This is a genomic window from Aeribacillus sp. FSL M8-0254 (assembly GCF_038008845.1).
Taxonomy (GTDB): Bacteria; Bacillota; Bacilli; order Bacillales; family Aeribacillaceae; genus Aeribacillus; species Aeribacillus composti.
This window is the reverse complement of sequence record NZ_JBBOZY010000001.1, coordinates 2,334,516-2,358,480: the sequence shown is the minus strand read 5'-3', so window position 1 is coordinate 2,358,480 and position 23,965 is coordinate 2,334,516. Positions and strand designations below refer to the sequence as shown.

Below are 23,965 nucleotides of genomic sequence, written 5' to 3'. Positions count from 1 at the left end.
AGGAAAAGGAGAATCGGGATGTTTGAAAAAAGACAAGGAATTATTGTTTGGCTGCATTCTTTAAAATATGTAAAAAGTTTGCGGAAATTTGGAAACATTCATTATGTTTCAAAAAAAATGAAATATGTTGTTCTTTATTGTGATAGAGAACAAATAGACGAAATAATGGACACCATTGCATCATTTTCTTTCGTAAAAAGGGTCGAACCTTCTTACAGGCCGCTTTTAAAAATTGAATTTGAATCAAAAGTGGATAAAGCAAAAGAATATGATTATAAAATTGGATTATAAATAGGACAGCCGAGAATTTAGGCTGTCCTACTATTGTAAAGAAGGTATGTATCGGTTCATCCGCAATATGCCGATTAAATGCTGGTAATACAATTCAACATCAGAAAATTGGTCTGAAGGCTTTACAACAAGCTCGATCAGCTCATGACCATATGTTTCGGCAGCCTGTTGAAAAAGTTCAAATCGTTTGTTCGTTTTTTTCTGCGGATTTGGGATCCCTTCCCGGCAAATATAAAGAGGCTGGAAATCACCTATCTCCGTCGGTTTTAACACAATGACGAACGAACAAACCTCTTTTCCATTTTTTACTGTATAAAGGACTAGAAAGTGCGAAATCCGGTCTTGATTTCTTTTTGCGATCTCCAATAATTCGTATATATCTGAATATCCTTCTCCTAGTTCAATAAATCGCTGGATCATTTTTATCCTTCCTCCAATGGGTATTTGGTTGCTAAATTCATAAGCTAAATGTATTGCGCTTTTGTCCGTAAATAAATGTATCATGAAAATGGAAGAATTGAAAGAATAAAAAAAAGCCTGCAGATTGGATCTGCAGGATCCTTCCTAGCTTTGAAGCAAAATCTTCAAAGCAGAAGGGAAAGGGAGAGGAGAAACCGGAGGAAGAACTTATGGGGAAACGTAAGTCTTCTCCGCGGTTGGCAACAACACCATCACAACTGATGTTGTCACTTTCATTATGGTCAATTGGCAAAAAATTATACTCGCTTCTGCAAAAAAAACAGCTGTCAAATTTAATTGATGATCTTACATTTTCTATGTTAATATTATTCCGAGCCAAAAGGAATTTTGTCAAGTTGTGGTGAATGGTATGAGAGTGATTTCCGGTGCATTAAAAGGACGAGCATTAAAATCGGTTCCTGGAAAGACGACAAGACCGACGACAGATAAAGTAAAAGAAGCAATATTTAACATGATCGGACCATATTTTGAAGGGGGACTTGCTTTAGATTTGTTTGCCGGCAGCGGCAGTCTTGGAATAGAAGCTTTATCAAGAGGGATAGAATGCTCTATTTTTATTGATAAAGATATGAAAGCGATTCAAACGATTCGAGAGAATTTAGAAAATTTAAAGTTAAACGACTGTTCTGAAGTATATCGCACCAGCGCTGATCAAGCGTTAAAAGCTGTCAGCAAACGCGGGCTGAAGTTTCGGATCATATTTCTGGATCCGCCTTATAAAAAACAAAAATTAGAATCTATTCTAAAGGTAATTCATGAGCAGTCTTTGTTGTCAACGGATGGTGTCGTTGTGTGCGAGCATAGCTATGAAGTAACATTGCCAGACCAAGTTTTATCACTTGCAAAAACGAAGTCTGAGCAATATGGTATAACAAGTGTATCTTTGTATCAAAATGTTTGAAGTCGGATGGGGGTATTTATTTTGGCAAGCATTGCAGTCTGTCCGGGAAGCTTTGATCCCGTTACATATGGACATTTAGACATCATAAAGCGGGGGGCAAATGTATTTGAAAAAGTGTATGTTTGCGTTTTAAACAATTCTTCAAAAAAGCCGCTATTTACTGTAGAAGAAAGATGTGAGCTGCTGAGAAAGGTAACGGGCAACTTACCGAACGTATACATTGAATCCTTTCAAGGGCTGCTCGTTGATTATGCGAGAAGCAAAAATGCGAATGCTATATTGAGAGGCCTTCGGGCTGTTTCTGATTTTGAATATGAAATGCAAATCACATCAATGAACAGAGTGCTGGATGAAAATATAGAAACTTTTTTTATGATGACAAACAATCAGTATTCGTTTTTAAGTTCAAGTATTGTTAAAGAAGTCGCTAAATACGGCGGAAAAGTTTCTGAGCTTGTACCGTATGAAGTGGAAGAAGCATTAAAGAAAAAATATGAGCATATGTATAAAAAATAATTTTTTGAGGTTCGGAAAATTTTGGTTTCCGAACCTTTTCTTATGTTCCACTTTTATTTCTTAAACGAAAGTAGTAAATCAAAATATACACAATGAGCGTGCAAATCGTGATAACGGGGCCGACTTTGGAAAGGAGCAGCCAATACTCCGTGAGAAAGCTTGGCGTTTTTTCAAATATAAATGCCGGTGCATAACCTTCATTCTTTGACAATAGATCGATATATAAAGGCTTGAATAAGATCAAAGCAGAGAGGCTTGAAAAAATCCCTTGCATAATGCGGGCAAAGAAAAAAGGCTTAAAGCGGATGTCTGTTTCTGCTAAAATGCTTGCCACTTGTGCTTGAACGGAGAAGCCGCTGAATGCCAATATAAAGCTTGTGATGATCACCTTATCCAGCATGGCGGCTTGTGCCTGGCTTGTAAGCTGGCTGCCTAATGTTATTTCAAACAGTCCGGAAAAAAACGGAACGGAAAGCTCAGTCGGTATATGAACAAGAATAAACAAAGACGATATGAAAGTTGCTGCTATGTCCGCCACATGAACGATGCTTAAAATTTGATTTAATACCGAAAACAAAATGATAAAGCCCCCGATGACGAGCAGCGTTTGGACAGAATTGAGAACGGCATCCCCGAGCATTTTTCCAATAGGTTTTTCATTTTGCATTCTCATTTCGTGCATAAGCTGAAACGCTTTTTTAAATGATGGCTTCGAATGTACTGTTTCCTTTTGCGGCTTTTTTTCATCTTTTCCCCAAAATCTCATCGTTAGCCCGACGAAAACATTTCCTAAATAATGAGAAACGGCCAGCAGCAATCCGAGATTTTTATCTTGAAAAAAACCTATTGACACAGCTCCGAAAATAAATAGCGGATTTGAAGAGTTGGAAAAAGACACAAGCCTTTCCGCTTCATGTCTTGAGATCTGGTTTTCTTGTCTTAATCTTGCAGTTAATTTTGCCCCGGCGGGGAATCCCGAAGCCATCCCCATTGCCCAAACGAATCCCCCTGCTCCTGGAACTTTAAAAACGGGCCGCATAAGCGGTTCTAAAAACACGCCGATAAAACGGACCACACCGATTGATATAAGAATTTCCGAGACAATAAAAAAAGGCAGCAAGGAAGGAAAAACAATGTTCCACCACATATGTAATCCCCGCTTTGATGACTCAAGTGAGGCGTCAGGAAAAAAAATAATCGCGCAGGTGATAAAGAAAATAACGGTTGCGTATAAAGCAGTTTTAATTTTTGCCTCTTTCAATTGTTATGCCCCCTATTGAAAACTGCACACGTATAAGCTGACATGATAGAATGAATACGAGGTTTTCGTACAACCTATAATTCAATATACGTGAATAGGGTGGCATTTTAGACCATATGATGAATAACAAATTCATGAAAGGGGGCTCCGTTTATGCCGAAACATCCAACAATTGGTGTGGCGTTAGGTTCCGGGGGAGCTAGAGGGTTTGCTCATCTGGGTGTTTTGAAAGTGTTGAAGCAGCATGAAATACCGATTGATATGATTTCCGGTTCGAGCATGGGGGCCCTTGTAGGAAGCTTTTATGCCTCAGGCTTAACTGTTGAACAAATGTATAAATTGGCGGCAGCATTTAAACGAAAATATTTTATCGATGTGACCGTTCCAAAAATGGGGTTTATTCAAGGAGACCGCATTAAACAGTTAATTCGAATTTTTACCCGAAATCAAAATATAGAAGATTTGCCGATTCCTTTAGCGGTCGTTGCAACCGATTTAAATGAAGGGAAAAAAGTTGTTTTTCGAAAAGGTCCTGTTGCGGATGCCGTTCGGGCAAGCATTTCGATTCCGGGAATTTTTGTTCCTTTTTCTTATAACGGCTCGTTATTAGTTGACGGAGGAGTGATTGAACGGGTTCCCGTTTCAGCGGTGAAAGAAATGGGGGCTGATATCGTAATAGCGGTCGATGTATCACATGTCAAAAAAGAAGCTCGCATTCAGTCCATTTTTGATGTCATTATGCGGAGTTTAGACATTATGCAAAATGAGTTAGCGCAGCATCGAATAACATCAGATGTAGTGATCTGCCCGCGTGTTGAACATTTTCACAGCGGAGCGTTTACGAAAATTGATGAAATTATGAAACTCGGTGAAGAGGAAGCAACGAAACATATTGATGAGATCAAGAATAAGATCAACCAATGGAAGGAGACCAATCATGAAAAGTAAACGCATTATTATTTCTCTTATCATCAGCATCATTGTCGCACTCTCCGGTTCCTTCATCAAGCTCCCTTATTATATTACAAAACCGGGATTGGTCAATGATTTATCCAATATGATTCATGTTGAAAACGGATATAAGGAAGAGGGCAGCTTTTCGTTAACAACAGTCCGTTTCGGGAGAGCAACATTATTTACGTATTTATGGGCGAAAATGCAGAATGATTATGAGATTATGCCGATTCAACATGTCCGCCAAGAAGATGAATCTGATGAGGAATATATAAAACGTCAAATACATATAATGGAAGCTTCACAAAAAGCTGCGATTACCATCGCCTATAAAGAAGCCGGCAAAAAAATTACTATTCAAAATAATGGCGTTACAGTATTGGAGGTTATGAAAGAAGTACCGGCAAGGGAAAAATTAAAAGTTGGCGACAGAATCGTCGAAGCCGATGGAATGAATATAAAAACTTCAGAGCAATTCACTGATTATTTAAAAGGGAAGAAAAAAGGCGATCATATATCACTAAAAATAAACAGAGATGGAAAAATAATTGAAACATCAGTAGAACTTGTCCAAATTCCTGGTTATCCTAATAAAACGGGTCTCGGTGTTGGCGTCGTGACGGATAAAAAATTGACGACTTCACCAGGTATTACTATCAATACAAAAGATATCGGCGGTCCTTCAGCAGGTCTGATGATGGCTCTCGAAATTTACGATCAGCTGACGGAAACGGATTTAACAAAAGGATTAGAAATTGCTGGAACAGGAACGATTAATGAAAAAGGGGAGATAGGTCCGATCGGCGGCATTTCACAAAAAGTGATAGCAGCAGACCGTGCTGGGATTGATATATTTTTTGCCCCTAACGAAAACGGCAAGAGAGGCTCCGATTATGAAGAAGCGCTGAAGACACGAGACTCCATTCATTCTGATATGAAAATCATACCGGTGGATACATTTGATGATGCCGTCCATTATTTAGAAACAATGAGGACTTCCGGTTAAGGAAGCCCGTAACGTATAGGAGGCATTGTATACTCGAGCTTCATAAACTCGGTTGCGGCAGGTTCGTTGAGGATAAGCGCATAAACATTTGTCGCTCTGAGATCCATTTCCAATACATCTGAAGAATAGGACGAAACTTTAGAAATAAGCGGTAGCTCCAACTGTTTTTTAACAGCTTGCAAATAGCTTTGCCCCCGCCCTGACATTCCGAGCAAACGAATATACGGGGCTTTTTTCGTTTTTAATATGCTCGCCATTTCTTCTTTTTTCGTATTGGTCAAAAGATAGGTGCATAATCTTTGCAATCTTGTCCATGTGTATCTTTTCGTTTTCAAGAGAGATAGAAACTGGTGGAATGATGCAGCCCTTTTAATATGGTGAACAACGCGGTGTTCCAAGCCTTCGTCCATTTCATATATTTCTTTTAATTCTGTTAAAGTTTTGGACAATATAGAATATTTTAAAAATGGAAAGTAAAGCTCCCAATCGTGAAAGGCTGAATAAGTTTGTTTATAATTCAGTAAAATGCGAAACGAACTTTCCGGAACATAATGTTTCATGGAAGACAAGTTTTGTTCATGAACAATGTTTTTTCGGATGCTTGTTGCGCTGGCAATGCTCGGGTGATGGTATGATTCATCATGGTAGCCGGCGCCAATTCTCTCGATTGTAAGAGGCTTCATCGAGCTTTTTTGTTGAACAATGGCTTTGACATATTGAAATCCTAATATATTGTTCGGTTTGCTTAAATCTAATAGCGTTTTTTCCCCGGAAGCAATTTTTTGAAAAGCAATGGAAACGGCCTTTGGATAACTGTTGCCTTTCGAAAGCGCTGTTTTCAAAAGATGAACGAAATCATCGCTTCTTTTCTCCAGCAGTTCATATGTTTCAAGAAAAGTGTCAATATTTCCGACCTCGCTTCCGAAACATAGTGAATCACAGCCAAGCGCATCTAAAATCGACACGGCGCCGCTGGCAAAAATTTCTGCGCTTTGTGTTGAAAAGGCAAACGGAAGTTCAAAAACTAGATCTGCGCCGCCTGCTAGAGCCATTTCTGTTCTCGCCCATTTTGAGACGAGTGCCGGCTCTCCCCTTTGCAAGAAATGACCGCTCATCACTGCAATGACAATATCAGCATTTGCTTTCTTCTTTGATTCGGCTAGATGGTGTAAATGACCGTTATGAAATGGGTTATATTCTACAACAATTCCGACCGCCTTCAACTCCATCACCTTCTTTTTTCAATTCATCAATATATTTGTGCAATAATGCCTATATTATAGTGTAAAGGAAAAATATTGACAAATACTTATTTGAAAGCTATAATAACCTTTGTTGTCTTGAGGTGATATATGTTGAAATGGTCTGTTCATCAATTGTATAAACTGCAGAAAAAAGGCTTACAAATCAATGAAGATGTCGATCTATATGATCTTGTCCAAAATCATCCTGATTTGCGGGAGATAACTCCTGTTCATGTTCAAGGACATGCAGATATAAGCACTATGAAAGTCATTTTTCATTTAACAATTACTGGCGAAATGACGCTTCCTTGCGCAAGAACACTTGTTGATGTTAAATATCCATTTGAAATCCGCACATCGGAAACGTTTTTGTTTAGCTCCGACGAGTATGAAACGAGTGAGCAAACACATGTTGTTCAAGGAGAAGTCATTGATTTAATGCCAATCATTCATGAGCTTGTCCTTTTAGAAATTCCGCTTCAAGTGTTTAGTGATGAAGAGGAAAACAAGCAGGAAGCAGCACCTCAAGAAGGAAAGTTTTGGAAGTTAATAAATGAGGAAGAACAACAAAACAAAATTGACCCAAGATTAGCTAGCTTAGCTAAGTTATTGGATAAGAAAGAAAATGATTCTTAAAACTTTGCTCTGTAAGGAGGTGGGAAAAATGGCAGTACCTTTTAGAAGAACATCCAAAACGAAAAAAAGATTGCGCCGTACACATTTTAAATTACAAGTTCCAGGTATGGTAGAATGTCCAAACTGCGGAGAAATGAAGCTGGCGCACCGCGTATGCAAATCTTGCGGAACATACAAAGGCAGAGAAGTAGTAAACAAATAATGAAAAGTGACCATACCCGTGTCAAGTAGACAATTTAGCTGCGGCCTTTTCTCGATATTCAGTCGGGGAAAGGCCGTTACATTTTGTGAAAGCAAATGCGGCTTAAGATCTGCTTGAACGGCTTGATCGTTTTGGACTTTCTGTATTAAAGCGCGAGAAAAAGCTTTTCAATACATACATATTTTTTCTCCTAGCACAGAGGCTTCCTTGAATCTTTGAAAATTTCTTAATCCATTCTGCAATCTGTGCATCCTCTTTATTCCTAAGGCCCCATGAAGCTGCCGAGAAAACGATCCTTCCTCTAATGTTAAGCGAACGATTTCACGAATATGAGTAGAAAATTTGTCCTTTTAGCATAAATCTCCTCCAAGCTAGACTCTAAAAAATATCCTCTTTTTTGACAGCCTGCCTGCTGGCGGAATGGGAAAAGATGTGAAGAAAATATCGAAAGCCGAATTAGAATAACCGCTTCTTCCAAATTTACTAATGCATCTCTCAATTCTCCCTCGATTTTCAAAAAAAACTTTTTAGGAAGCAGAAGAAATGTCAATGAAAGAAGCACATTCTTTTTCCTTTCAACTAAAACTGTGCTTCTATCGTTTCTATTACAGGCATATATATTATTAAAAATTGCATGAAATAGTTGAGATGAGGTAAAAAGCTCGCATCACAAAATTTAGAAAAGAGAATGGAAGCAATAATTGATTTGTTACATCTCATTCTATTTTTAAAAAATCATTTTTAAGAAAAAGTCAAATCAAAACGGAGGGATGAACAAATGGCGGTGTCACGGCAAGATGCATGGACAGAGGATGAAGATCTGCTCTTGAAAGAAATTGTTTTGCAGCATATTCGCGAAGGCGGAACACAACTAAAGGCTTTTGAGATCGTTGCGGAGAAACTTTCAAGAACGGCTGCTGCATGCGGTTTTCGCTGGAATTCATATTTGCGAAAAAAATATGAAACAGACATCGAACTTGCGAAACAGGAACGTAAAAAATTTAGACAGCAAAAAGAGAAGAAAATTTCCGAAAAAAAGCTGCTTCATTATGAGGAAGCAGGTGGAAGATCGGAAATCACTATCGATGATGTGATTGCTTTTTTAAAGTCTACACAGCACCAACCGGTGAACAATCGGTTGGAAGAAGAAAATAAAAGCTTGCGTGAAAAAATCTCTTTTCTAGAACAAAAAGTAGAAGAATTTAAAAACGAAAATGAACAATTACATGAACAATTGAAAAAGATTGAAAATGAATTTTACGCTTTTATTAAAATGATGGAAAAAGTGAGGGAACGAGCAGGATTGAAAGAAGAGGCGTAGGAAGAAAAAATGAAACATAAAAAAAGACCGTTTCAGTTCGGTCAGGAATGAAAAAAGGGAGATTCTAAAAATAGATGAAACCGACAAAGCGCGCCGGTTTCATCAACTATCGACTTCTGACTTTGAAAAAGACGCTGCCAGCGTCTTTTTTAATGAGCTCCCTTTTCTTTGACAGTGACACCGTTAGGATACCAAACGAGAGGATTTTCTCCACGATCTCGTTTCATATCATACTTTACAGGGACAAAGCCCATCTTTTCCCAAAAGCCAGCCGATTTCATACGCGGATTTGTTTTTATAGGCAAGCCGAACGATTTGGCAAAATCAACTAGCGCTTTTCCATACCCTTTTCTTTGGTATTCAGGAAGCACTTCCAATTTCCATAACTCAAGATAGTCCTGTTTTGGCTCAAAATATTGATCATATTTTTTATCCACCCGATATAAACTCATCCGGGCAATTAATTTGTCTCCGTAGTAAATCCCGTAAAAGGGCGAATCGCTGTTATTTTCGATAATATTTGCTTCTAAATCCTCCAGCATGGATAATTCTTGTAAACCGTATTCTTTAAATTTTTTAAATTCCTCTAAAGTTTTATAATTGACTAATAATTTTTCCACTTTTACCATGGCGAATCTCCCCCAATTGCCGCTATAATGATAGACGCCTTTTCACTCACATTATACTAAACATAAAGAGAAAATAACATTGAAAAAATAATAAAAAAGCAAATATAATCAATTTTTAATTATATTCAGGAAAAAGAAGAATTTTTAGTTTTTGTTTGTTATGATACATATGAGAGAGGTGGAGAACTTGAAGATCGGTGTAATTGGCGGAGGAGCTGTAGGCTTGTTAATATCGGCATACCTTAGCCGAAAACATGACATTACCCTTTATACAAAGACGGAAGAGCAGGCAATTTCGGTAAGGACAGAAGGGATACATGTCATAGGCCCGAGCCCTTGGACTGCATATGTAAAATCACGTGCAGATGTATTATATAATGAAGAATTATTAATTATTGCTGTCAAGCAATATAGTCTGCCGTCATTATTTGGAAATCTAAAGCAATTGCCGCCGAAAAAGATTGTATTTGTTCAAAACGGCATAACTCATATCGGCAGAATGAAAGAGCTTGCCCAACATGAATTGTATATAGGTGTTGTAGAGCACGGCGCCTTAAAAAAATCCCCCAATACCGTTCACCATACTGGTATTGGGAAAATTCGCATCAGCCCGTATGACGGCGGTGGGGCGCGGGAATTTATTGATCAGTTAAATACGTCTGATCCTTTATTTTTGATACAATATGAAGAGGATTGGGAGCCGGTTGTATTGAAAAAATTGGCCGCCAATGCAGTTATTAATCCATTAACTGCCTTATTCCGAATGCCGAATGGCCACATCGTCAGCAATCCTTATGTTACAAAGCTTGCCAAAAAGCTATTTCACGAAGTATGTGATGTTCTTGAAATAAATGATAAGGATGATTTATGGGAATATATTGAAAGTATTGCAATAAAGACAAAAAACAATCGTTCGTCAATGCTGTCGGATATTGAACATCATAAAAAAACAGAAATTGATTCAATATTAGGGGATCTCATTCAAAAAGGGAAAGAAAAGGGTGCTCATACTTGTACAATGGAATTTTTGTACAATGCGATTAAAGGAGTGGAAAACCGGGAGGAACGTTGATGGGAATTGTTATAGGAATTATCGCCTTTTTTGTGACGTTTCCATTGGCCGCGTGGCTGCTGTTTTTGGTTCTTTTTCGTATTCTATTAAAAAGTAAGAAAAAATCTTTCCTTTTGAGCGTGGATGTGGCTGCTGTATTTTTTGCCGTTTCATTTTGGATCAAGCTTTCTGTTATTTGGCATCATCAATCGTTTTTATGGCTGCTTTGTTTATATTTGCTGCTTTTTTTGGCGACAGCTGGACTTCAATTCGTATTCACTGACGAGATCAAATGGATGAAAGCATTGAAAATGATGTGGAGAAGCTCTTTTTTAATATTTTTTCTACTGTCTGAGAGCATGGCGATCATCGGGGTGATTATGTACATAATGAATCAAATGTGAATAAAAAAAAGCAAATTTTTTTTGTTTGAAAATATTACATGCTATACTCTTGTCGGGGTAATGATAATGAACGAAGAAAGGAAGTTAATAGATATGGAGGCGTTTGAACTCTTCCTTCCTCAATCCAATCCTTTTGTGAACAATTATATAAATCGGCGATTAGAGGTTGAAAAATATTTTGATTATGATCCATTTCAAGAAGATGTATTTCAAAAAAGATATGACGATATTTTATCAAGGACTTATAAGAGGGATGAGCTGGCGGATGTTTTAATCCAATATCATAAGCGGCTGAACGCAACAGAACAGATAATGGAGAATATTTTAAAATTAAAAAATCCGAATAGTGTCGTCGTTGTGGGCGGTCAGCAAGCTGGACTCTTAACAGGACCTTTATATACAATACATAAAATCATTTCCATATTGGCATTGGCGAAAGAGCAAGAGAAAAAGCTGAACATACCTGTTGTTCCCGTTTTTTGGATCGCGGGGGAGGATCATGACTTTGACGAAATTAATCATCTCTATGTGGCAGACAGAGGGCGTTTGAAAAAGAAAACGATCATGCAAACACAGCGAAAAAAAACAATGATATCGGAGTTATCAATTGATAAAAACGCTTGTCGCATTTGGCTGGAAGAAGTTTTTGCGGCATTTGGCGAAACGAAATATACGAAACATTTGCTTGCTTCTTTGTATCATGAGCTTGACCAATCTGCCACTTATGTTGAATTTTTTGAACGATTACTCATCTCCATGTTCGGAGATGAAGGAATTGTACTCATCAACTCTGGATCAAAAGAATTGCGGGAATTGGAAAAATCTTATTTCGAACAAATGCTCATGGCAACTGACAGCATTTATCATCAAGTCGTCAAGCAGCAGCAAATTTTAAAAGAAGAAGGATATCCATATCAAGCAATTACAATGAGAGAAAACTGCGCCAATCTGTTTTATCAAATAGAAGATGAGCGCTATTTGCTCATAGAAAAAGAGAAGAATCTGTTTTCGATCCCTGAAATCAATTGGACGTCTTCGTTGTCTGATCTTTTAGAAGAAGTCAGAATGAATCCTTGGAAGTTCAGCAATAATGTAGTGACAAGACCGGTCATGCAGGAATATTTGCTTCCGACTTTGGCTTTTATCGCCGGACCAGGAGAAATTGCGTATTGGGCAGAATTAAAAGGGGTATTTCATTTATTCTCGATGAATGTGCCGCCAGTTATTCCGAGAATTCATTTGACGATTTTAGAAAGAAACATAGAGTCGGACTTGCTAGAATTGGACCTGCCGTTGGAAGAGGTTCTTAAGCAGGGGGTTGAACCGTTAAAACATAGGTGGTTTAAACAAAAGGAGCCTTTTGATGTCAGCGCATATGTGTCGAAAGCAAAAGTAGAGATTGAGGACATTCATCGGTCATTGCGAGAAAAAATAGAGGATTTCGACCAAAGCTTAGCGCCCGTATTGCGGAAAAACGCACAATTTATCGAACAGCAGATAGATTTTGTGGAAAGGATCGTTCAAAAAAAGATACATGCAAAATATGAAGCAGAGCTGCAAAAGTTCAGGCGTATTGAGTATTCATTGAAACCGAATAATCAATGGCAAGAAAGAGTATGGAATATTTATTACTATTTAAACAAATATGGGCCGAATTTTGTAAAAGATTTGCAGCAGTTGACATATACTTTCAATGGAAAACATAAAATTGTCAAATTATAAAACTATTTTTTGAAAAATCCTGTGTCATACAGGGTTTTTTTTTATGTCCATTAATAGTACAATAAATTTGTGGTGAAAAGTGGGGGGAAGTGGTGGAAAAGAAATGAAAGTGGGGCCAACGTGATGTTTATGGGAGAATACCAACATACGATCGATTCAAAAGGAAGATTGATCGTACCCGCAAAATTCAGGGAAGGCCTTGGCGAGAAGTTTGTTCTCACGAGAGGTCTTGATCAATGCTTGTTTGGATATCCCCTCAGCGAATGGAAAGTGATTGAAGAGAAATTGAAAGCTCTCCCATTAACAAAAAAAGATGCCCGAGCTTTTACACGATTTTTCTTTTCCGGCGCTATTGAATGTGAAATGGACAAGCAAGGACGGATTAACATTGCGGCTCCACTTCTTGCTTACGCGAAATTGGAAAAAGAATGCGTCGTCATCGGCGTTTCCAGTCGGATAGAAATTTGGAGCAAACAAAATTGGGAGCAATACGTGGCTGAACAAGAAGAATCATTTGAAGAAATTGCAGAAAACATGATTGATTTTGATATTTGATGTTCATCCTATCCATAATCAAAACTTCTTCCGTTGGAAACGAGGTGCTGGATATTGTTTGTACATAAGACAGTTTTGCTGGATGAAGCGATTGAAGGTTTACGAATAAAAGAGGACGGAATTTATGTTGATTGTACATTAGGAGGGGCAGGCCATAGCGAACAAATTGCTAAAAGGCTGACAACTGGACATTTATACGCCTTTGACCAAGATGAAGCTGCAATTGCTTTTGCGAAGGAAAAACTCGCGCCCTTCCAAGATAAAGTAACCATCATCAAAAGCAATTTTAAACATTTAAAAGAAGAGCTTTTCTCTAGGGGTGTCCATCAAGTAGACGGGATTTTGTTTGATTTGGGAGTATCTTCGCCTCAGCTGGACACACCGGAACGAGGCTTCAGCTATCAATATGACGCTCCTCTTGATATGAGAATGGATCAAAACCAAGAGCTTTCCGCTTTTACCATTGTCAACACCTGGCCCTATGAAAAGCTTGTAAAAATTTTTTTTCAATACGGAGAAGAAAAATTTTCAAAGCAAATTGCTCGAAAAATTGAACTTGCCCGCAAAAAAAAGACCATACAAACAACTGGCGAGCTGACGGAAATTATAAAAGAGGCCATTCCTTCCGCCGCTAGAAGAAAAGGCGGGCATCCTGCCAAACGCATCTTTCAAGCAATTAGAATTGCCGTCAATGACGAGCTTTCCGCTTTTGAAAGCGCGGTTAGTCAGGCAATTGAACTGTTAGCTCCAGAAGGGCGGATATGTGTCATTACGTTCCATTCTTTAGAAGATCGAATTTGCAAACTGGCGTTTAGAAAAGCTGCCAGCCAAGCAGAAATTCCACGCAACATACCGATAATTCCCAACGAAATGCTGCCAGAAATCAAAATTATAACAAAAAAACCGATCGTGCCGTCGGAAAATGAAATTGAAGAAAATCGAAGGGCGAGATCCGCTAAACTTCGTATAGCAGAAAAGATTAAAAAATAGGAGGTTTTCTATGAGCAATTTAGCTGTCAAAATTCAAGAAAGGCGACAAGAAGAAAAGAAGCATGCAAAACAAACCCTCGTTGTTAAACGAAAAAGATCCTCCATTACATTAGGCGAGAAACTGTTATTTGTTGTTTTTTTATTTTTGATGCTGGTATGCTCCATTTGGATTATCTCAAATAGTGTGAAATTGTATCAAGCAAATATAGAAATGCAGAAAATCGAAGCTGAAATTGAAAATCAGGAAAAAATCAACAGTGATTTAAACCTTCAGGTCGATGAATTGAAAAGACCTGAAAGAATTTATAAAATTGCTAAAGACTTAGGCTTCACATTAGATCCAAGCAAAGTAAAAGGCATACAGGACTGATTGGGATGAAGAAAAGCAAAAATATGAATCGGGGAGCAGCAATATTATCCGTAATATTTGTTCTGCTCTTTTTTATCTTATTTGGGAGGTTTTTCTACATTCAAGCGACAGGAACTGTCGATGGTCAAGTGCTAGCTGTTAAGGCAAAAGAAAAATATGAAAAAAAGCGCATGCTTGAAGCCCGCCGCGGCCAAATATTGGATCAAAAAGGAAACGTGCTCGCTGAAGATACTGTTACCTATACATTAGTAGCTGTATTGGATGAAAAAATGACAACGGATCCCGACCATCCGAATCATGTTGTCGATCCTGAAGAAACGGCAGAAAAATTAGCTCCCATTCTTGGAATGAAACAGAAAGAAATCGAAACTATTTTGAAAAAAGACAAGTTTCAGGTCGAATTCGGAGAAAAAGGAAGAAACATCAGCTTTGCGAAAAAACAGCAAATTGAAAAGCTTAAATTGCCCGGCATCGGTTTTATTCGCGATACAAAACGTTTTTATCCAAACGGAAAATTTGCATCATATGTGATTGGCTACGCCAAGCGAGATGAAAAGACGGGAAAAACAACCGGGCAGCTGGGGATAGAAAAAAGCTTAGATAAATATTTGCAGGAAACAGACGGATATGTGATATATGAAAGCGACCGAAGCGGCTACAAGCTGCCGGGCAGCAAAGACAAAATTGTTACGCCGAATAACGGAGCCGACGTTTATTTAACAATTGACCAAAAAATTCAAACGTTTTTGGAAGATGCGTTAAATGAAGCTGAAAAACAATATCAGCCGACGAAAATGATCGGAATTGTCGCAGACCCAAAAACGGGGAAAATTTTAGCGATGTCTCAGCGGCCAAGCTTTGATCCAAACGAGCGTGATATTCAAAATTTTTACAATGACGCTGTTTCTTACCGTTTTGAGCCTGGTTCGACAATGAAAATTTTTACATTAGCTGCTGCGGTTAATGAAGGGGTTTATAACGGCAACGAAAAATATAAGTCCGGGATGTATAAAGTAAAAGGCGCAAGTCCTATATACGATCATAACAATGTCGGATGGGGCACCATTACGTTTGATGAAGCTGTTCAGCGGTCATCCAATGTCGGTTTTGCCATATTAGCGCATAAAAAGATTGGGCTTGAGCGGTTTTATCAATATTTAAATCGTTTTGGGTTTTTAGAAAAAACGGGTATTGATTTGCCGAACGAAGAGAACAGCAAATTAAATTACAAATGGGAGAGGGATAAAATTTCGACTGCATTTGGACAAGCGTCAGCTTTCACACCAATCCAGCTCGTACAAGCTGCAACAGCTATTGCCAACGATGGGAAGATGATGAAGCCTTATGTCATCGATAAAATTGTAGACCCTGACACAAATCGAGTGCTAAAGAAGACGGAACCATCGGTAGAAGGCGAACCAATCACAAAAGAAACTGCTGCGAAAACGCTTGATATTTTAGAAACTGTTGTGACATCTGAACATGGAACAGGGAAACCTTTTCAAATACCGGGGTACCACATCGCCGGGAAGACTGGGACAGCTCAAATAGCAGGAGAAGGAGGACGTTATTTAACGGGTCGGGAAAATTATGTATTTTCCTTTTTAGGAATGGCTCCAAAAGAAAATCCAGAGCTCATTGTCTACGTTGCTGTTCAGCAGCCGAAGTTGAAGCCGACAGAAACCGGTTCAGCTCCTGTTTCCATGATTTTTAAATCAGTGATGAAAAATAGTCTTGAATATTTAAAAATTGAACCGACAACTGCTGCTGCGAAGGAAGAAAAAAATGTTAAAAATGAAAAAGAAGTCGGAGTTTCACTGCCTGAATATAAAGGCCAGCAGGTTCAACAAGCCGTTCAACAGCTCGAAAAACAGCAAATTCAACCAATTGTTCTAGGCGGCGGAGCCACCGTCACCTCCCAATATCCAAGCGCGACTTCACGGGTGATCCAAAGAGAAAAAGTGTTTCTTCTAACGGACGGAGCTGTGAAAATGCCGAACATTTCCGGATGGTCGTTGCGGGATGTGATGAAGCTGTGTTCCATCATGGAGCTTGAGCTGAAATATGAAGGAAGCGGATATGTTAACGCACAAAATATTAAACCAGGCACTGAAATTAGAAAAGGAGATCAATTAACTATTAAATTAAAAAAGCCTAAGTAGTACCACAATAGGAGCCCGCTTTTAAAAAAAATGTATCTGGGAACGGTTTGGCAAGCGGGCGCCTGCTTCCGCTTGAAGCTTGTTCTATATTAAATGGACGAGGCATATATTTTGATAGCGAACCTACATGAGGGGAGTTATCATATATATGCGCGTTTCAAATGTAACAGTAAGAAAACGGCTCGTTTTCGTTCTATTGGCAGGTTTTTTGATTTTCGCCGTGATCGAAGTAAGACTAGGATATGTCCAATTTGTGTTAGGCGGGCAATTAACTTCTCTTGCCAAGGATTTATGGAGCAGAAATATCCCTTTTGAACCAAAGCGGGGAGAAATCGTGGACAGAAATGGGGAGAAGCTTGCGACAAATGTCAGTGCTCCGAGCGTTTTTATCATTCCCCGTCAGGTCGAAAATCCAGCTGAAACGGCTCAAAAGCTTGCTTCTGTCTTAAATATGCCGACGGAAAAAGCTTATCAATACGTAACGAAAAAAGAAATGATTGTCCGTGTTCATCCTGAAGGGCGGAAAATATCTGACGAAAAAGCGCAAGAAATACGCAGTTTAAATTTAAAAGGCGTTTACATTGCCGAAGATTCTAAAAGATATTATCCGTTTAACAGCCTTTTAGCGCACGTTTTGGGCTTTACAGGGATAGACAATCAAGGGCTAAGCGGACTTGAATTATATTATGATCGGCAATTGAAAGGCCAAAAAGGATATGTTAAATTTTATTCTGATGCTAAAGGAAAAAGAATGCCAAATGAAGTGGAGGAATATATGCCTCCTGTGGACGGCTTGAATTTAAAGTTGACGATTGATGCAAAAATTCAATCGATCATCGAAAGGGAATTGGACATTGCCGAATCGAAATACAATCCGGACGGAATAATTGCCATTGCCATGAATCCGAACAACGGAGAAATTTTAGGCATGGCATCAAGACCGACATTTGATCCGACAAAATATCAGCATGTCGATCCGAAAGTTTATAACCGAAATTTGCCGATCTGGAGCACGTATGAACCTGGATCAACATTTAAAATTATCACGTTAGCAGCCGCTCTTGAAGAAAAGAAGGTTGATCTTTATAGAGAGCATTTTTACGACCCGGGTTATGTAAAAGTTGCCGGTGCGACATTAAGATGTTGGAAAAAAGGCGGACATGGGGATCAGACGTTTCTTGAAGTTGTTCAAAATTCATGCAACCCGGGATTTGTTGAACTTGGACAAAGGCTGGGAACATCGACTTTGTTTGAATATATTAAAAAATTTGGCTTTGGTGAAAAAACGGGGATTGATTTAGCAGGTGAAGGAAGCGGCATTCTATTTCAAGAAAGTCAGGTTGGACCTGTCGAGCTTGCGACCACAGCGTTCGGCCAAGGGGTCTCTGTAACGCCGATCCAGCAAGTGGCCGCTGTTTCAGCCGCGATCAACGGCGGTGTTTTATATACACCGAATATCGCAAAAGAATGGATTGACCCGGATACGGGAGATGTTGTATCAAGAAAGACTCCTGAGGCGAAAAGACGCGTTATTTCCGAGGAAACATCCAAACAAATTCGCGCTGCTCTTGAAAGTGTTGTTGCAAAAGGTACAGGAAGAGGAGCGTTTGTTGAAGGGTATCGGGTCGGAGGAAAAACGGGGACTGCGCAAAAAGCTGCTCCCGGCGGAGGATATTTGACAAATAATCATATTGTATCGTTTATTGGTTTTGCACCTGCAGACAACCCTCAAATAGTTGTTTATGTCGCCGTTGATAATCCAAAGGGAACGGTGCAATTTGGCGGTGTTGTTGCCGCGCCAATTGTAGGAACAATCATAAAAGACAGTCTCCGACAGCTCGGTGTGAAGCCTAGAACGAAGCAAATGGAAAAAAAGGAAACTTGGCTGGATGAAAAGTTCGTCACAGTACCGGACGTTTTAGGACTCTCAAAACAAGAGCTCGCTGAACAGCTTGTGAATTTAAAACTTGATGTAAACGGCGACGGCAAGGTAGTCGTTCAACAATCGCCAAAAGCAGGCGTAAAGGTAAAAGAAGGATCTACTGTACGAATTTTATTAGGAGACGAGGCGGCAGCAGACGAATAATTTTCTAAAAAAGGGCTTTTTGAAACAACTGCTTTTGAAAAGCCCTTGTCGCTCATTTTAAGCTAAGATAAAATAATGGAGAATGTTTTTTTGAGAAAGGATTATCGTTATGAAATTAGATGCAATTCTCACTGCTCTACATCATTATAAACGTTATGGTAATGGGAATCCTGAGATTACTTCATTGGAAATGGATTCGCGTGCTGTGAAGGAAGGAAGCTTATTTATTTGCATCAAAGGCTTTACGGTAGACGGTCATGAGTTTGCTTTAGAAGCTGTAAAAAAAGGCGCGGCCGCTCTGTTATCAGAAAAACCGCTGAATCATCTGCCGGGTGATATCCCGGTAATTGTCGTAAATGATACAAAACGGGCAATGGCTGTGCTTGCTGATTATTTTTATGACCAGCCAACACATAAGCTTCACCTCATCGGTGTCACGGGCACGAACGGAAAAACGACTACGACTCATCTGATTGATCATATTTTTCGCAATGCCGGCTATAAAACCGGTTTAATCGGAACAATGTATACAAAAATAAATGATCAACAATACGAAGTAAAAAATACAACGCCTGACAGCTTAACCCTGCAAAAAACATTTAAAAAGATGATCGAGGAGAACGTGACCCACGCCAGTATGGAGGTTTCCTCTCATGCGCTGCATATGGGACGAGTCCACGGCTGTGATTTTGATGTTGCAGTATTTACGAATCTCACCCAAGACCATTTAGACTATCACCAAACAATGGAAGAATATCGAAATGCGAAAGGATTATTGTTTGCTCAGCTCGGAAATAAATATGATCATGATCATCCAAAATTTTCTATATTGAATGGTGATGATCCAGCCTCTGACTATTACAGACATATGACTTCTTCCCATATCGTTACATATGGAATTGAAAACGAATGTGAGATTATGGCGAAAGAATTGAAAATGAATGCAAGCGGGACTTCTTTTCTCCTCGTTACTCCTGAAGGTACATTTCCTGTACAAATGAATTTAGTCGGGAAATTCAGCGTTTATAATGTTCTTGCTGCTATTGCGGCTTCTTTAGTTTCAGGAGTTGAGATCGAAAAGATCATCGAAGCGGTCGAATCGATGGAAGGTGTGCGCGGCCGATTTGAGTTAGTAGATTGCGGACAAAATTTTTCCGTCATTATTGACTATGCACACACACCAGACAGCTTGGACAATTTATTGAAAACGGTGAAGGAGCTTGCCAAAAAGAAAGTCATTTTAGTCGTTGGCTGCGGAGGAGACCGCGATCGAACGAAGCGTCCGCTTATGGCGAAAATTGCTGTTCAGTGGGCGGACATTCCAATTTTTACTTCCGACAACCCTAGAAATGAAGATCCACATCAAATATTAAAAGATATGACAGCTGGTGTCGACGGAGAACCTTTTCATTCAATTGTCGATCGAGAGGAAGCCATCCAATTTGCAATCAGCAATGCAGAAGAAGGAGATGTCGTCGTCATTGCAGGAAAAGGCCATGAAACATATCAACAAATCGGGGACAAAAAATTTGACTTCGATGATCGAAAAGTGGCTATTCGCGCTATTCAATTGAAAGAGAATAAATAATCAAGCAGGAAGAGGATTTGTTATGAAATTGGAATGGTTTAACATCAATAATCATATGGATATAAAGGCAAATGTTGGTTTTGGTGGGAGGAGGAAGTATCAATGCTAGAACAAGTCGTGCTTTTTACCATCTTAATGGGCTTTTTAATCAGTGTATTACTTTCTCCCATTTTTATTCCATTTTTAAGAAGGCTGAAATTTGGCCAAAGTATTCGGGATGAAGGACCAAAATCCCACCAAAAAAAATCCGGAACTCCGACGATGGGCGGAGTCATGATTATGTTATCCATCATTATCACCACTATTGTCATGACCAATAAATTTTCGAAACCGGGGATCGAAACGTTTTTGCTGTTGTTTGTAACGATCGGTTACGGACTCCTTGGATTTTTAGACGATATGATTAAAGTGGTGTTAAAAAGAAATCTCGGTCTGACTTCAAAACAAAAATTAATCGGTCAAATCATTGTTGCGGTTATTTTTTATTTTGTTTTAAATCAATTTGAGTTCTCTACAGAAATTCGATTGCCGGGGACGGAACTTTCTTTTGATCTTGGCTGGCTCTACCCGGTTCTTATTTTGTTTATGCTTGTAGGTGGCTCAAATGCCGTCAATTTGACCGACGGTCTCGATGGATTGTTATCCGGCTGCGCTGCAATTGCTTTCGGAGCATTTGCTGTATTGGCATGGAACAATAGTCAATATGATATCGCCATCTTTAGTGTTGCAGTGGTCGGTTCCGTATTAGGCTTTTTAGTGTTCAACGCTCACCCTGCAAAAGTGTTCATGGGAGATACTGGCTCATTGGCTTTAGGCGGAGCGATTGTCGCTGTAGCCATTTTGACAAAATTAGAAATTTTGCTTATAGTGATTGGCGGCGTGTTTGTTATTGAAACATTATCAGTCATTATTCAAGTAATTTCCTTTAAAATGACTGGAAAAAGAGTGTTTAAAATGAGCCCGCTCCACCATCACTATGAATTAAACGGATGGTCGGAATGGAAAGTCGTCGTGACATTCTGGGCGATGGGTTTGCTTTTTGCAATACTAGGAATTATCATCGAGGTGTGGTTATAATTGAAAAATGTACAAATGTATGTCGATCAAAACGTTCTCGTATTAGGTTTGGCGAAAAGCGGCTTGAGAGCCGCTAAATTATTGCATAAACTAGGTGCTCGTGTTACCGTAAACGACATGAAACCATACGAAGCAAATGATGATGTAAAAGAACTTGAAAGTTTAGGGATCAAACTTATTTTAGGAGAACATCCGGAACAATTGCTCGAGGAGCATAATATTGATATTGTTGTAAAAAATCCAGGCATTCCATACACAAACCCGATCGTACAAAAAGCAGCGAGCCAAAATATTCCCGTTATAACCGAAGTCGAGCTTGCGTATCAAATTTCTGAAGCGGAAATTATTGCGATAACTGGATCGAATGGAAAAACGACGACGACAACTTTAATATACGAAATGCTGAAGGCAGATGGAAAACAGCCGCTGCTGGCAGGAAATATCGGAAATGTGGCTTGTGAAGTTGTACAGGAAGCGACAAAGGAACAAATTGTAGTTATGGAGGTATCCTCGTTTCAGCTTTTAGGAACCATTCATTTTAAACCTTCAGTCGCGGTCTTGTTAAATATTTTTAATGCCCATCTAGACTATCATGGAACTCGCGAAAATTATATGCAAGCGAAAGGGAAAATTTTTTCAAACCAAGATGACCAATCGGTTGCGGTTATCAATTCGGATGATCAAGATGTTGTGCGTCTGTCTGAACTGTCAAACGGAAAGAAAATTTATTTTTCAACCAATAAGGAAGTATCAAATGGTGCTTATATCCAAAATGAATCCATTTGGTATGATGGTGAAAAAATTATTGATATAAAAGATATCGCTCTTGTCGGCAAGCATAACTTAGAAAATATTTTGGCCGCTATTTGTGCAGTAAAGGCGAAAAATGTTGGAAACAAAGCGATTCAAAAGGTGCTGGCATCGTTTTCAGGTGTAAAGCATCGCCTGCAATATGTTGGCGAAGTTTCAGGAAGAAAATTTTATAACGATTCGAAGGCCACGAATATTTTGGCAACAACAAAGGCTCTCGAAGCTTTTTCATCCCCTGTTGTATTGCTGGCCGGAGGGCTTGACCGGGGGAATGAATTTGATGAATTAATCCCGTATTTCAAACATGTGAAAGCAGTCATCACCTTTGGACAAACTGCCCCAAAAATAAAGAAGGCTGCAAAGAAGGCTGGAATAGAACTGATAGAACATGTCGATAATGTGGAACAAGCAGTCTTTGCGGCGTTTCGCATATCGGATATAGGTGATGTCATTTTGCTCTCTCCGGCCTGTGCAAGCTGGGATCAATATAAAACATTCGAAGAGAGAGGAGACATTTTCATAAACGCCGTGCATAAGCTAAAATAAGGGCTCGTACCCTTAAGCTTAAAAAAGATGGGGTGTTCGGCGTGTCGACAAAAAGCAAATCTCCAGATTTCATTTTAATTTTGATCACATTTTTGCTGCTTTCGATCGGTTTAATCATGGTATATAGCGCAAGCGCCATATGGGCAACGTATAAATTTGACGATGCATTCTTTTTTGCAAAGCGGCAGCTGCTGTTCGCCGCCTTGGGCATTGTTGCCATGTTCTTTTTTATGAATATAGACTATTGGACATGGAGAACGTGGGCAAAGGTGCTTTTAATCGTATGCTTCGTTTTGCTGATTGCCGTGTTGATTCCTGGAATTGGCGTTGTACGAAATGGCTCCAGAAGCTGGATCGGTGTCGGGGCATTTTCCATACAGCCTTCTGAGTTTATGAAGCTAGCGATGATCGCCTTTCTGGCTAAATTTTTGTCCGAAAATCAAAAATTTGTAACAACCATTAAAAAAGGGCTTTTCCCGTCCTTAGGATTAGTCTTTTTAGCATTTGGGATCATTATGCTTCAGCCGGATTTAGGAACAGCAACGGTGATGATGGGAGCATGTGTCGTCATGATCTTTGCAGCAGGAGCGAAAATTAGCCATTTTATCGGACTGGGATTGATAGGTGCACTCGGTTTTACCGCTCTTGTGTTATCAGCTCCTTATCGTATGAAAAGGATCACTTCGTTCTTAAATCCATGGGAGGATCCGCTTGGGAGCGGGTTTCAAATTATTCAATCGCTTTATGCAATTGGCCCTGGAGGCCTTTTCGGATTAGGATTGGGTCAAAGCAGACAAAAGTTTTTTTATTTGCCCGAGCCACAAACAGATTTTATTTTTGCGATCGTTGCGGAAGAATTGGGGTTTATAGGCGGTTCTCTTGTGCTTTTATTATTCTCTCTTTTGCTTTGGCGGGGAATTTTAATCGCGTTGAACGCGCCTGATTTATTCGGCAGCTTGCTAGCTGTCGGCATTGTTGCAATGGTTGCGATTCAAGTGATGATCAATATCGGGGTTGTCACAGGATTAATGCCTGTAACGGGCATCACCCTTCCGTTTTTAAGCTATGGAGGATCGTCACTGACGTTAATGCTGATGGCAATCGGGGTGCTTTTAAATATTAGCCGATATGCAAAATATTAAGCTTTCCAATCCGGATAAATA

24 protein-coding genes are annotated in these 23,965 nt (G+C 39.2%); 20 read left to right on the top strand and 4 right to left on the bottom strand.

Going from position 1 to position 23,965, the window contains the following annotated elements; genetic code table 11:
• The first annotated feature begins 18 nt into the window (after window positions 1-18).
• Complete coding sequence (locus NSQ44_RS11365; protein WP_063388517.1) at window positions 19-291, top strand: YlbG family protein; 273 nt, start codon at window positions 19-21, stop codon at window positions 289-291.
• Between the two features lie 30 nt (window positions 292-321).
• Here the strand turns inward: NSQ44_RS11365 and NSQ44_RS11360 are convergent, their stop codons facing one another.
• A complete protein-coding gene (locus NSQ44_RS11360; RefSeq protein WP_130156241.1) occupies window positions 322-711 on the bottom strand; it encodes a DUF7147 family protein in 390 nt (129 codons plus the stop codon).
• A 409-nt stretch (window positions 712-1,120) separates the two neighbouring features.
• Here NSQ44_RS11360 and rsmD point away from each other — a divergent pair, with 409 nt between their 5' ends.
• A complete protein-coding gene (gene rsmD / locus NSQ44_RS11355; protein WP_340857083.1) occupies window positions 1,121-1,672 on the top strand; it encodes a 16S rRNA (guanine(966)-N(2))-methyltransferase RsmD in 552 nt (183 codons plus the stop codon).
• Window positions 1,673-1,693: 21 nt separating this feature from the next.
• Complete coding sequence (gene coaD, locus NSQ44_RS11350) at window positions 1,694-2,188, top strand: pantetheine-phosphate adenylyltransferase (RefSeq protein WP_340787628.1); 495 nt, start codon at window positions 1,694-1,696, stop codon at window positions 2,186-2,188.
• Between the two features lie 40 nt (window positions 2,189-2,228).
• On the opposite strand, the gene ylbJ is transcribed toward coaD, so the two are convergent.
• Window positions 2,229-3,449 carry a sporulation integral membrane protein YlbJ gene (gene ylbJ / locus NSQ44_RS11345; RefSeq protein ID WP_340857082.1) on the bottom strand — a complete coding sequence of 407 codons (1,221 nt, stop codon included), beginning with the start codon at window positions 3,447-3,449 and terminating at the stop codon, window positions 2,229-2,231.
• A gap of 153 nt (window positions 3,450-3,602) precedes the next feature.
• On the opposite strand from ylbJ, the gene NSQ44_RS11340 reads away from it, so the two are divergent.
• Window positions 3,603-4,397 carry a patatin-like phospholipase family protein gene (locus NSQ44_RS11340; RefSeq protein WP_340857081.1) on the top strand — a complete coding sequence of 265 codons (795 nt, stop codon included), beginning with the start codon at window positions 3,603-3,605 and terminating at the stop codon, window positions 4,395-4,397.
• On the top strand, window positions 4,387-5,409 hold the full coding sequence (locus NSQ44_RS11335) for a SepM family pheromone-processing serine protease (RefSeq protein WP_094246099.1): 1,023 nt from the start codon (window positions 4,387-4,389) through the stop codon (window positions 5,407-5,409). The genes NSQ44_RS11340 and NSQ44_RS11335 overlap by 11 nt, the downstream gene beginning before the upstream one ends.
• On the opposite strand, the gene NSQ44_RS11330 is transcribed toward NSQ44_RS11335, so the two are convergent.
• Window positions 5,406-6,632, bottom strand: a complete 1,227-nt coding sequence (locus tag NSQ44_RS11330; protein WP_340857080.1) for a nucleotidyltransferase — start codon at window positions 6,630-6,632, stop codon at window positions 5,406-5,408. The genes NSQ44_RS11335 and NSQ44_RS11330 overlap by 4 nt on opposite strands.
• 132 nt (window positions 6,633-6,764) lie before the next feature.
• On the opposite strand from NSQ44_RS11330, the gene NSQ44_RS11325 reads away from it, so the two are divergent.
• The 3 genes from NSQ44_RS11325 (at window position 6,765) to NSQ44_RS11315 (ending at window position 8,812) form a co-directional block, all read left to right on the top strand.
• The gene (locus tag NSQ44_RS11325) at window positions 6,765-7,289 is read left to right on the top strand and encodes a YceD family protein (RefSeq protein ID WP_340857079.1); all 525 of its coding nucleotides are present in this window, start codon (window positions 6,765-6,767) and stop codon (window positions 7,287-7,289) included.
• Window positions 7,290-7,317: 28 nt separating this feature from the next.
• On the top strand, window positions 7,318-7,491 hold the full coding sequence (gene rpmF / locus NSQ44_RS11320; protein WP_063388509.1) for a 50S ribosomal protein L32: 174 nt from the start codon (window positions 7,318-7,320) through the stop codon (window positions 7,489-7,491).
• A 778-nt stretch (window positions 7,492-8,269) separates the two neighbouring features.
• A complete protein-coding gene (locus tag NSQ44_RS11315; RefSeq protein ID WP_340857078.1) occupies window positions 8,270-8,812 on the top strand; it encodes an RsfA family transcriptional regulator in 543 nt (180 codons plus the stop codon).
• A 149-nt stretch (window positions 8,813-8,961) separates the two neighbouring features.
• On the opposite strand, the gene NSQ44_RS11310 is transcribed toward NSQ44_RS11315, so the two are convergent.
• Complete coding sequence (locus NSQ44_RS11310) at window positions 8,962-9,441, bottom strand: N-acetyltransferase (RefSeq protein ID WP_063388507.1); 480 nt, start codon at window positions 9,439-9,441, stop codon at window positions 8,962-8,964.
• 187 nt (window positions 9,442-9,628) lie between these two features.
• Here NSQ44_RS11310 and NSQ44_RS11305 point away from each other — a divergent pair, with 187 nt between their 5' ends.
• The 12 genes from NSQ44_RS11305 (at window position 9,629) to spoVE (ending at window position 23,944) form a co-directional block, all read left to right on the top strand.
• Window positions 9,629-10,513, top strand: a complete 885-nt coding sequence (locus NSQ44_RS11305) for a 2-dehydropantoate 2-reductase (RefSeq protein WP_340857077.1) — start codon at window positions 9,629-9,631, stop codon at window positions 10,511-10,513.
• Window positions 10,513-10,896, top strand: a complete 384-nt coding sequence (locus NSQ44_RS11300; protein ID WP_340857076.1) for a DUF3397 family protein — start codon at window positions 10,513-10,515, stop codon at window positions 10,894-10,896. Before NSQ44_RS11305 ends, NSQ44_RS11300 begins: the two co-directional genes overlap by 1 nt.
• A gap of 66 nt (window positions 10,897-10,962) precedes the next feature.
• Window positions 10,963-12,618, top strand: coding sequence for a bacillithiol biosynthesis cysteine-adding enzyme BshC (gene bshC, locus NSQ44_RS11295; RefSeq protein ID WP_340857075.1), 1,656 nt, complete (start codon window positions 10,963-10,965; stop codon window positions 12,616-12,618).
• Between the two features lie 123 nt (window positions 12,619-12,741).
• Entirely contained in the window at window positions 12,742-13,173 is a 432-nt protein-coding gene (mraZ, locus tag NSQ44_RS11290; RefSeq protein ID WP_063388503.1) for a division/cell wall cluster transcriptional repressor MraZ, read from the top strand.
• Between the two features lie 54 nt (window positions 13,174-13,227).
• The gene (gene rsmH / locus NSQ44_RS11285) at window positions 13,228-14,163 is read left to right on the top strand and encodes a 16S rRNA (cytosine(1402)-N(4))-methyltransferase RsmH (RefSeq protein ID WP_094246095.1); all 936 of its coding nucleotides are present in this window, start codon (window positions 13,228-13,230) and stop codon (window positions 14,161-14,163) included.
• Window positions 14,164-14,173: 10 nt separating this feature from the next.
• Entirely contained in the window at window positions 14,174-14,533 is a 360-nt protein-coding gene (ftsL, locus tag NSQ44_RS11280; protein ID WP_063388501.1) for a cell division protein FtsL, read from the top strand.
• Between the two features lie 5 nt (window positions 14,534-14,538).
• Window positions 14,539-16,695 (top strand): penicillin-binding protein, encoded by a 2,157-nt coding sequence (locus NSQ44_RS11275; protein WP_066251824.1) that lies wholly within the window; start codon window positions 14,539-14,541, stop codon window positions 16,693-16,695.
• 148 nt (window positions 16,696-16,843) lie between these two features.
• On the top strand, window positions 16,844-18,781 hold the full coding sequence (locus NSQ44_RS11270) for a stage V sporulation protein D (RefSeq protein WP_066251821.1): 1,938 nt from the start codon (window positions 16,844-16,846) through the stop codon (window positions 18,779-18,781).
• Window positions 18,782-18,890: 109 nt separating this feature from the next.
• Window positions 18,891-20,369, top strand: a complete 1,479-nt coding sequence (locus NSQ44_RS11265; protein ID WP_066251819.1) for a UDP-N-acetylmuramoyl-L-alanyl-D-glutamate--2,6-diaminopimelate ligase — start codon at window positions 18,891-18,893, stop codon at window positions 20,367-20,369.
• 102 nt (window positions 20,370-20,471) lie between these two features.
• Window positions 20,472-21,446 carry a phospho-N-acetylmuramoyl-pentapeptide-transferase gene (mraY, locus tag NSQ44_RS11260; RefSeq protein ID WP_066251816.1) on the top strand — a complete coding sequence of 325 codons (975 nt, stop codon included), beginning with the start codon at window positions 20,472-20,474 and terminating at the stop codon, window positions 21,444-21,446.
• A complete protein-coding gene (murD, locus tag NSQ44_RS11255; protein WP_395994399.1) occupies window positions 21,447-22,802 on the top strand; it encodes a UDP-N-acetylmuramoyl-L-alanine--D-glutamate ligase in 1,356 nt (451 codons plus the stop codon).
• 41 nt (window positions 22,803-22,843) lie between these two features.
• Complete coding sequence (gene spoVE / locus NSQ44_RS11250; protein WP_063388496.1) at window positions 22,844-23,944, top strand: stage V sporulation protein E; 1,101 nt, start codon at window positions 22,844-22,846, stop codon at window positions 23,942-23,944.
• Window positions 23,945-23,965: the final 21 nt, after the last annotated feature.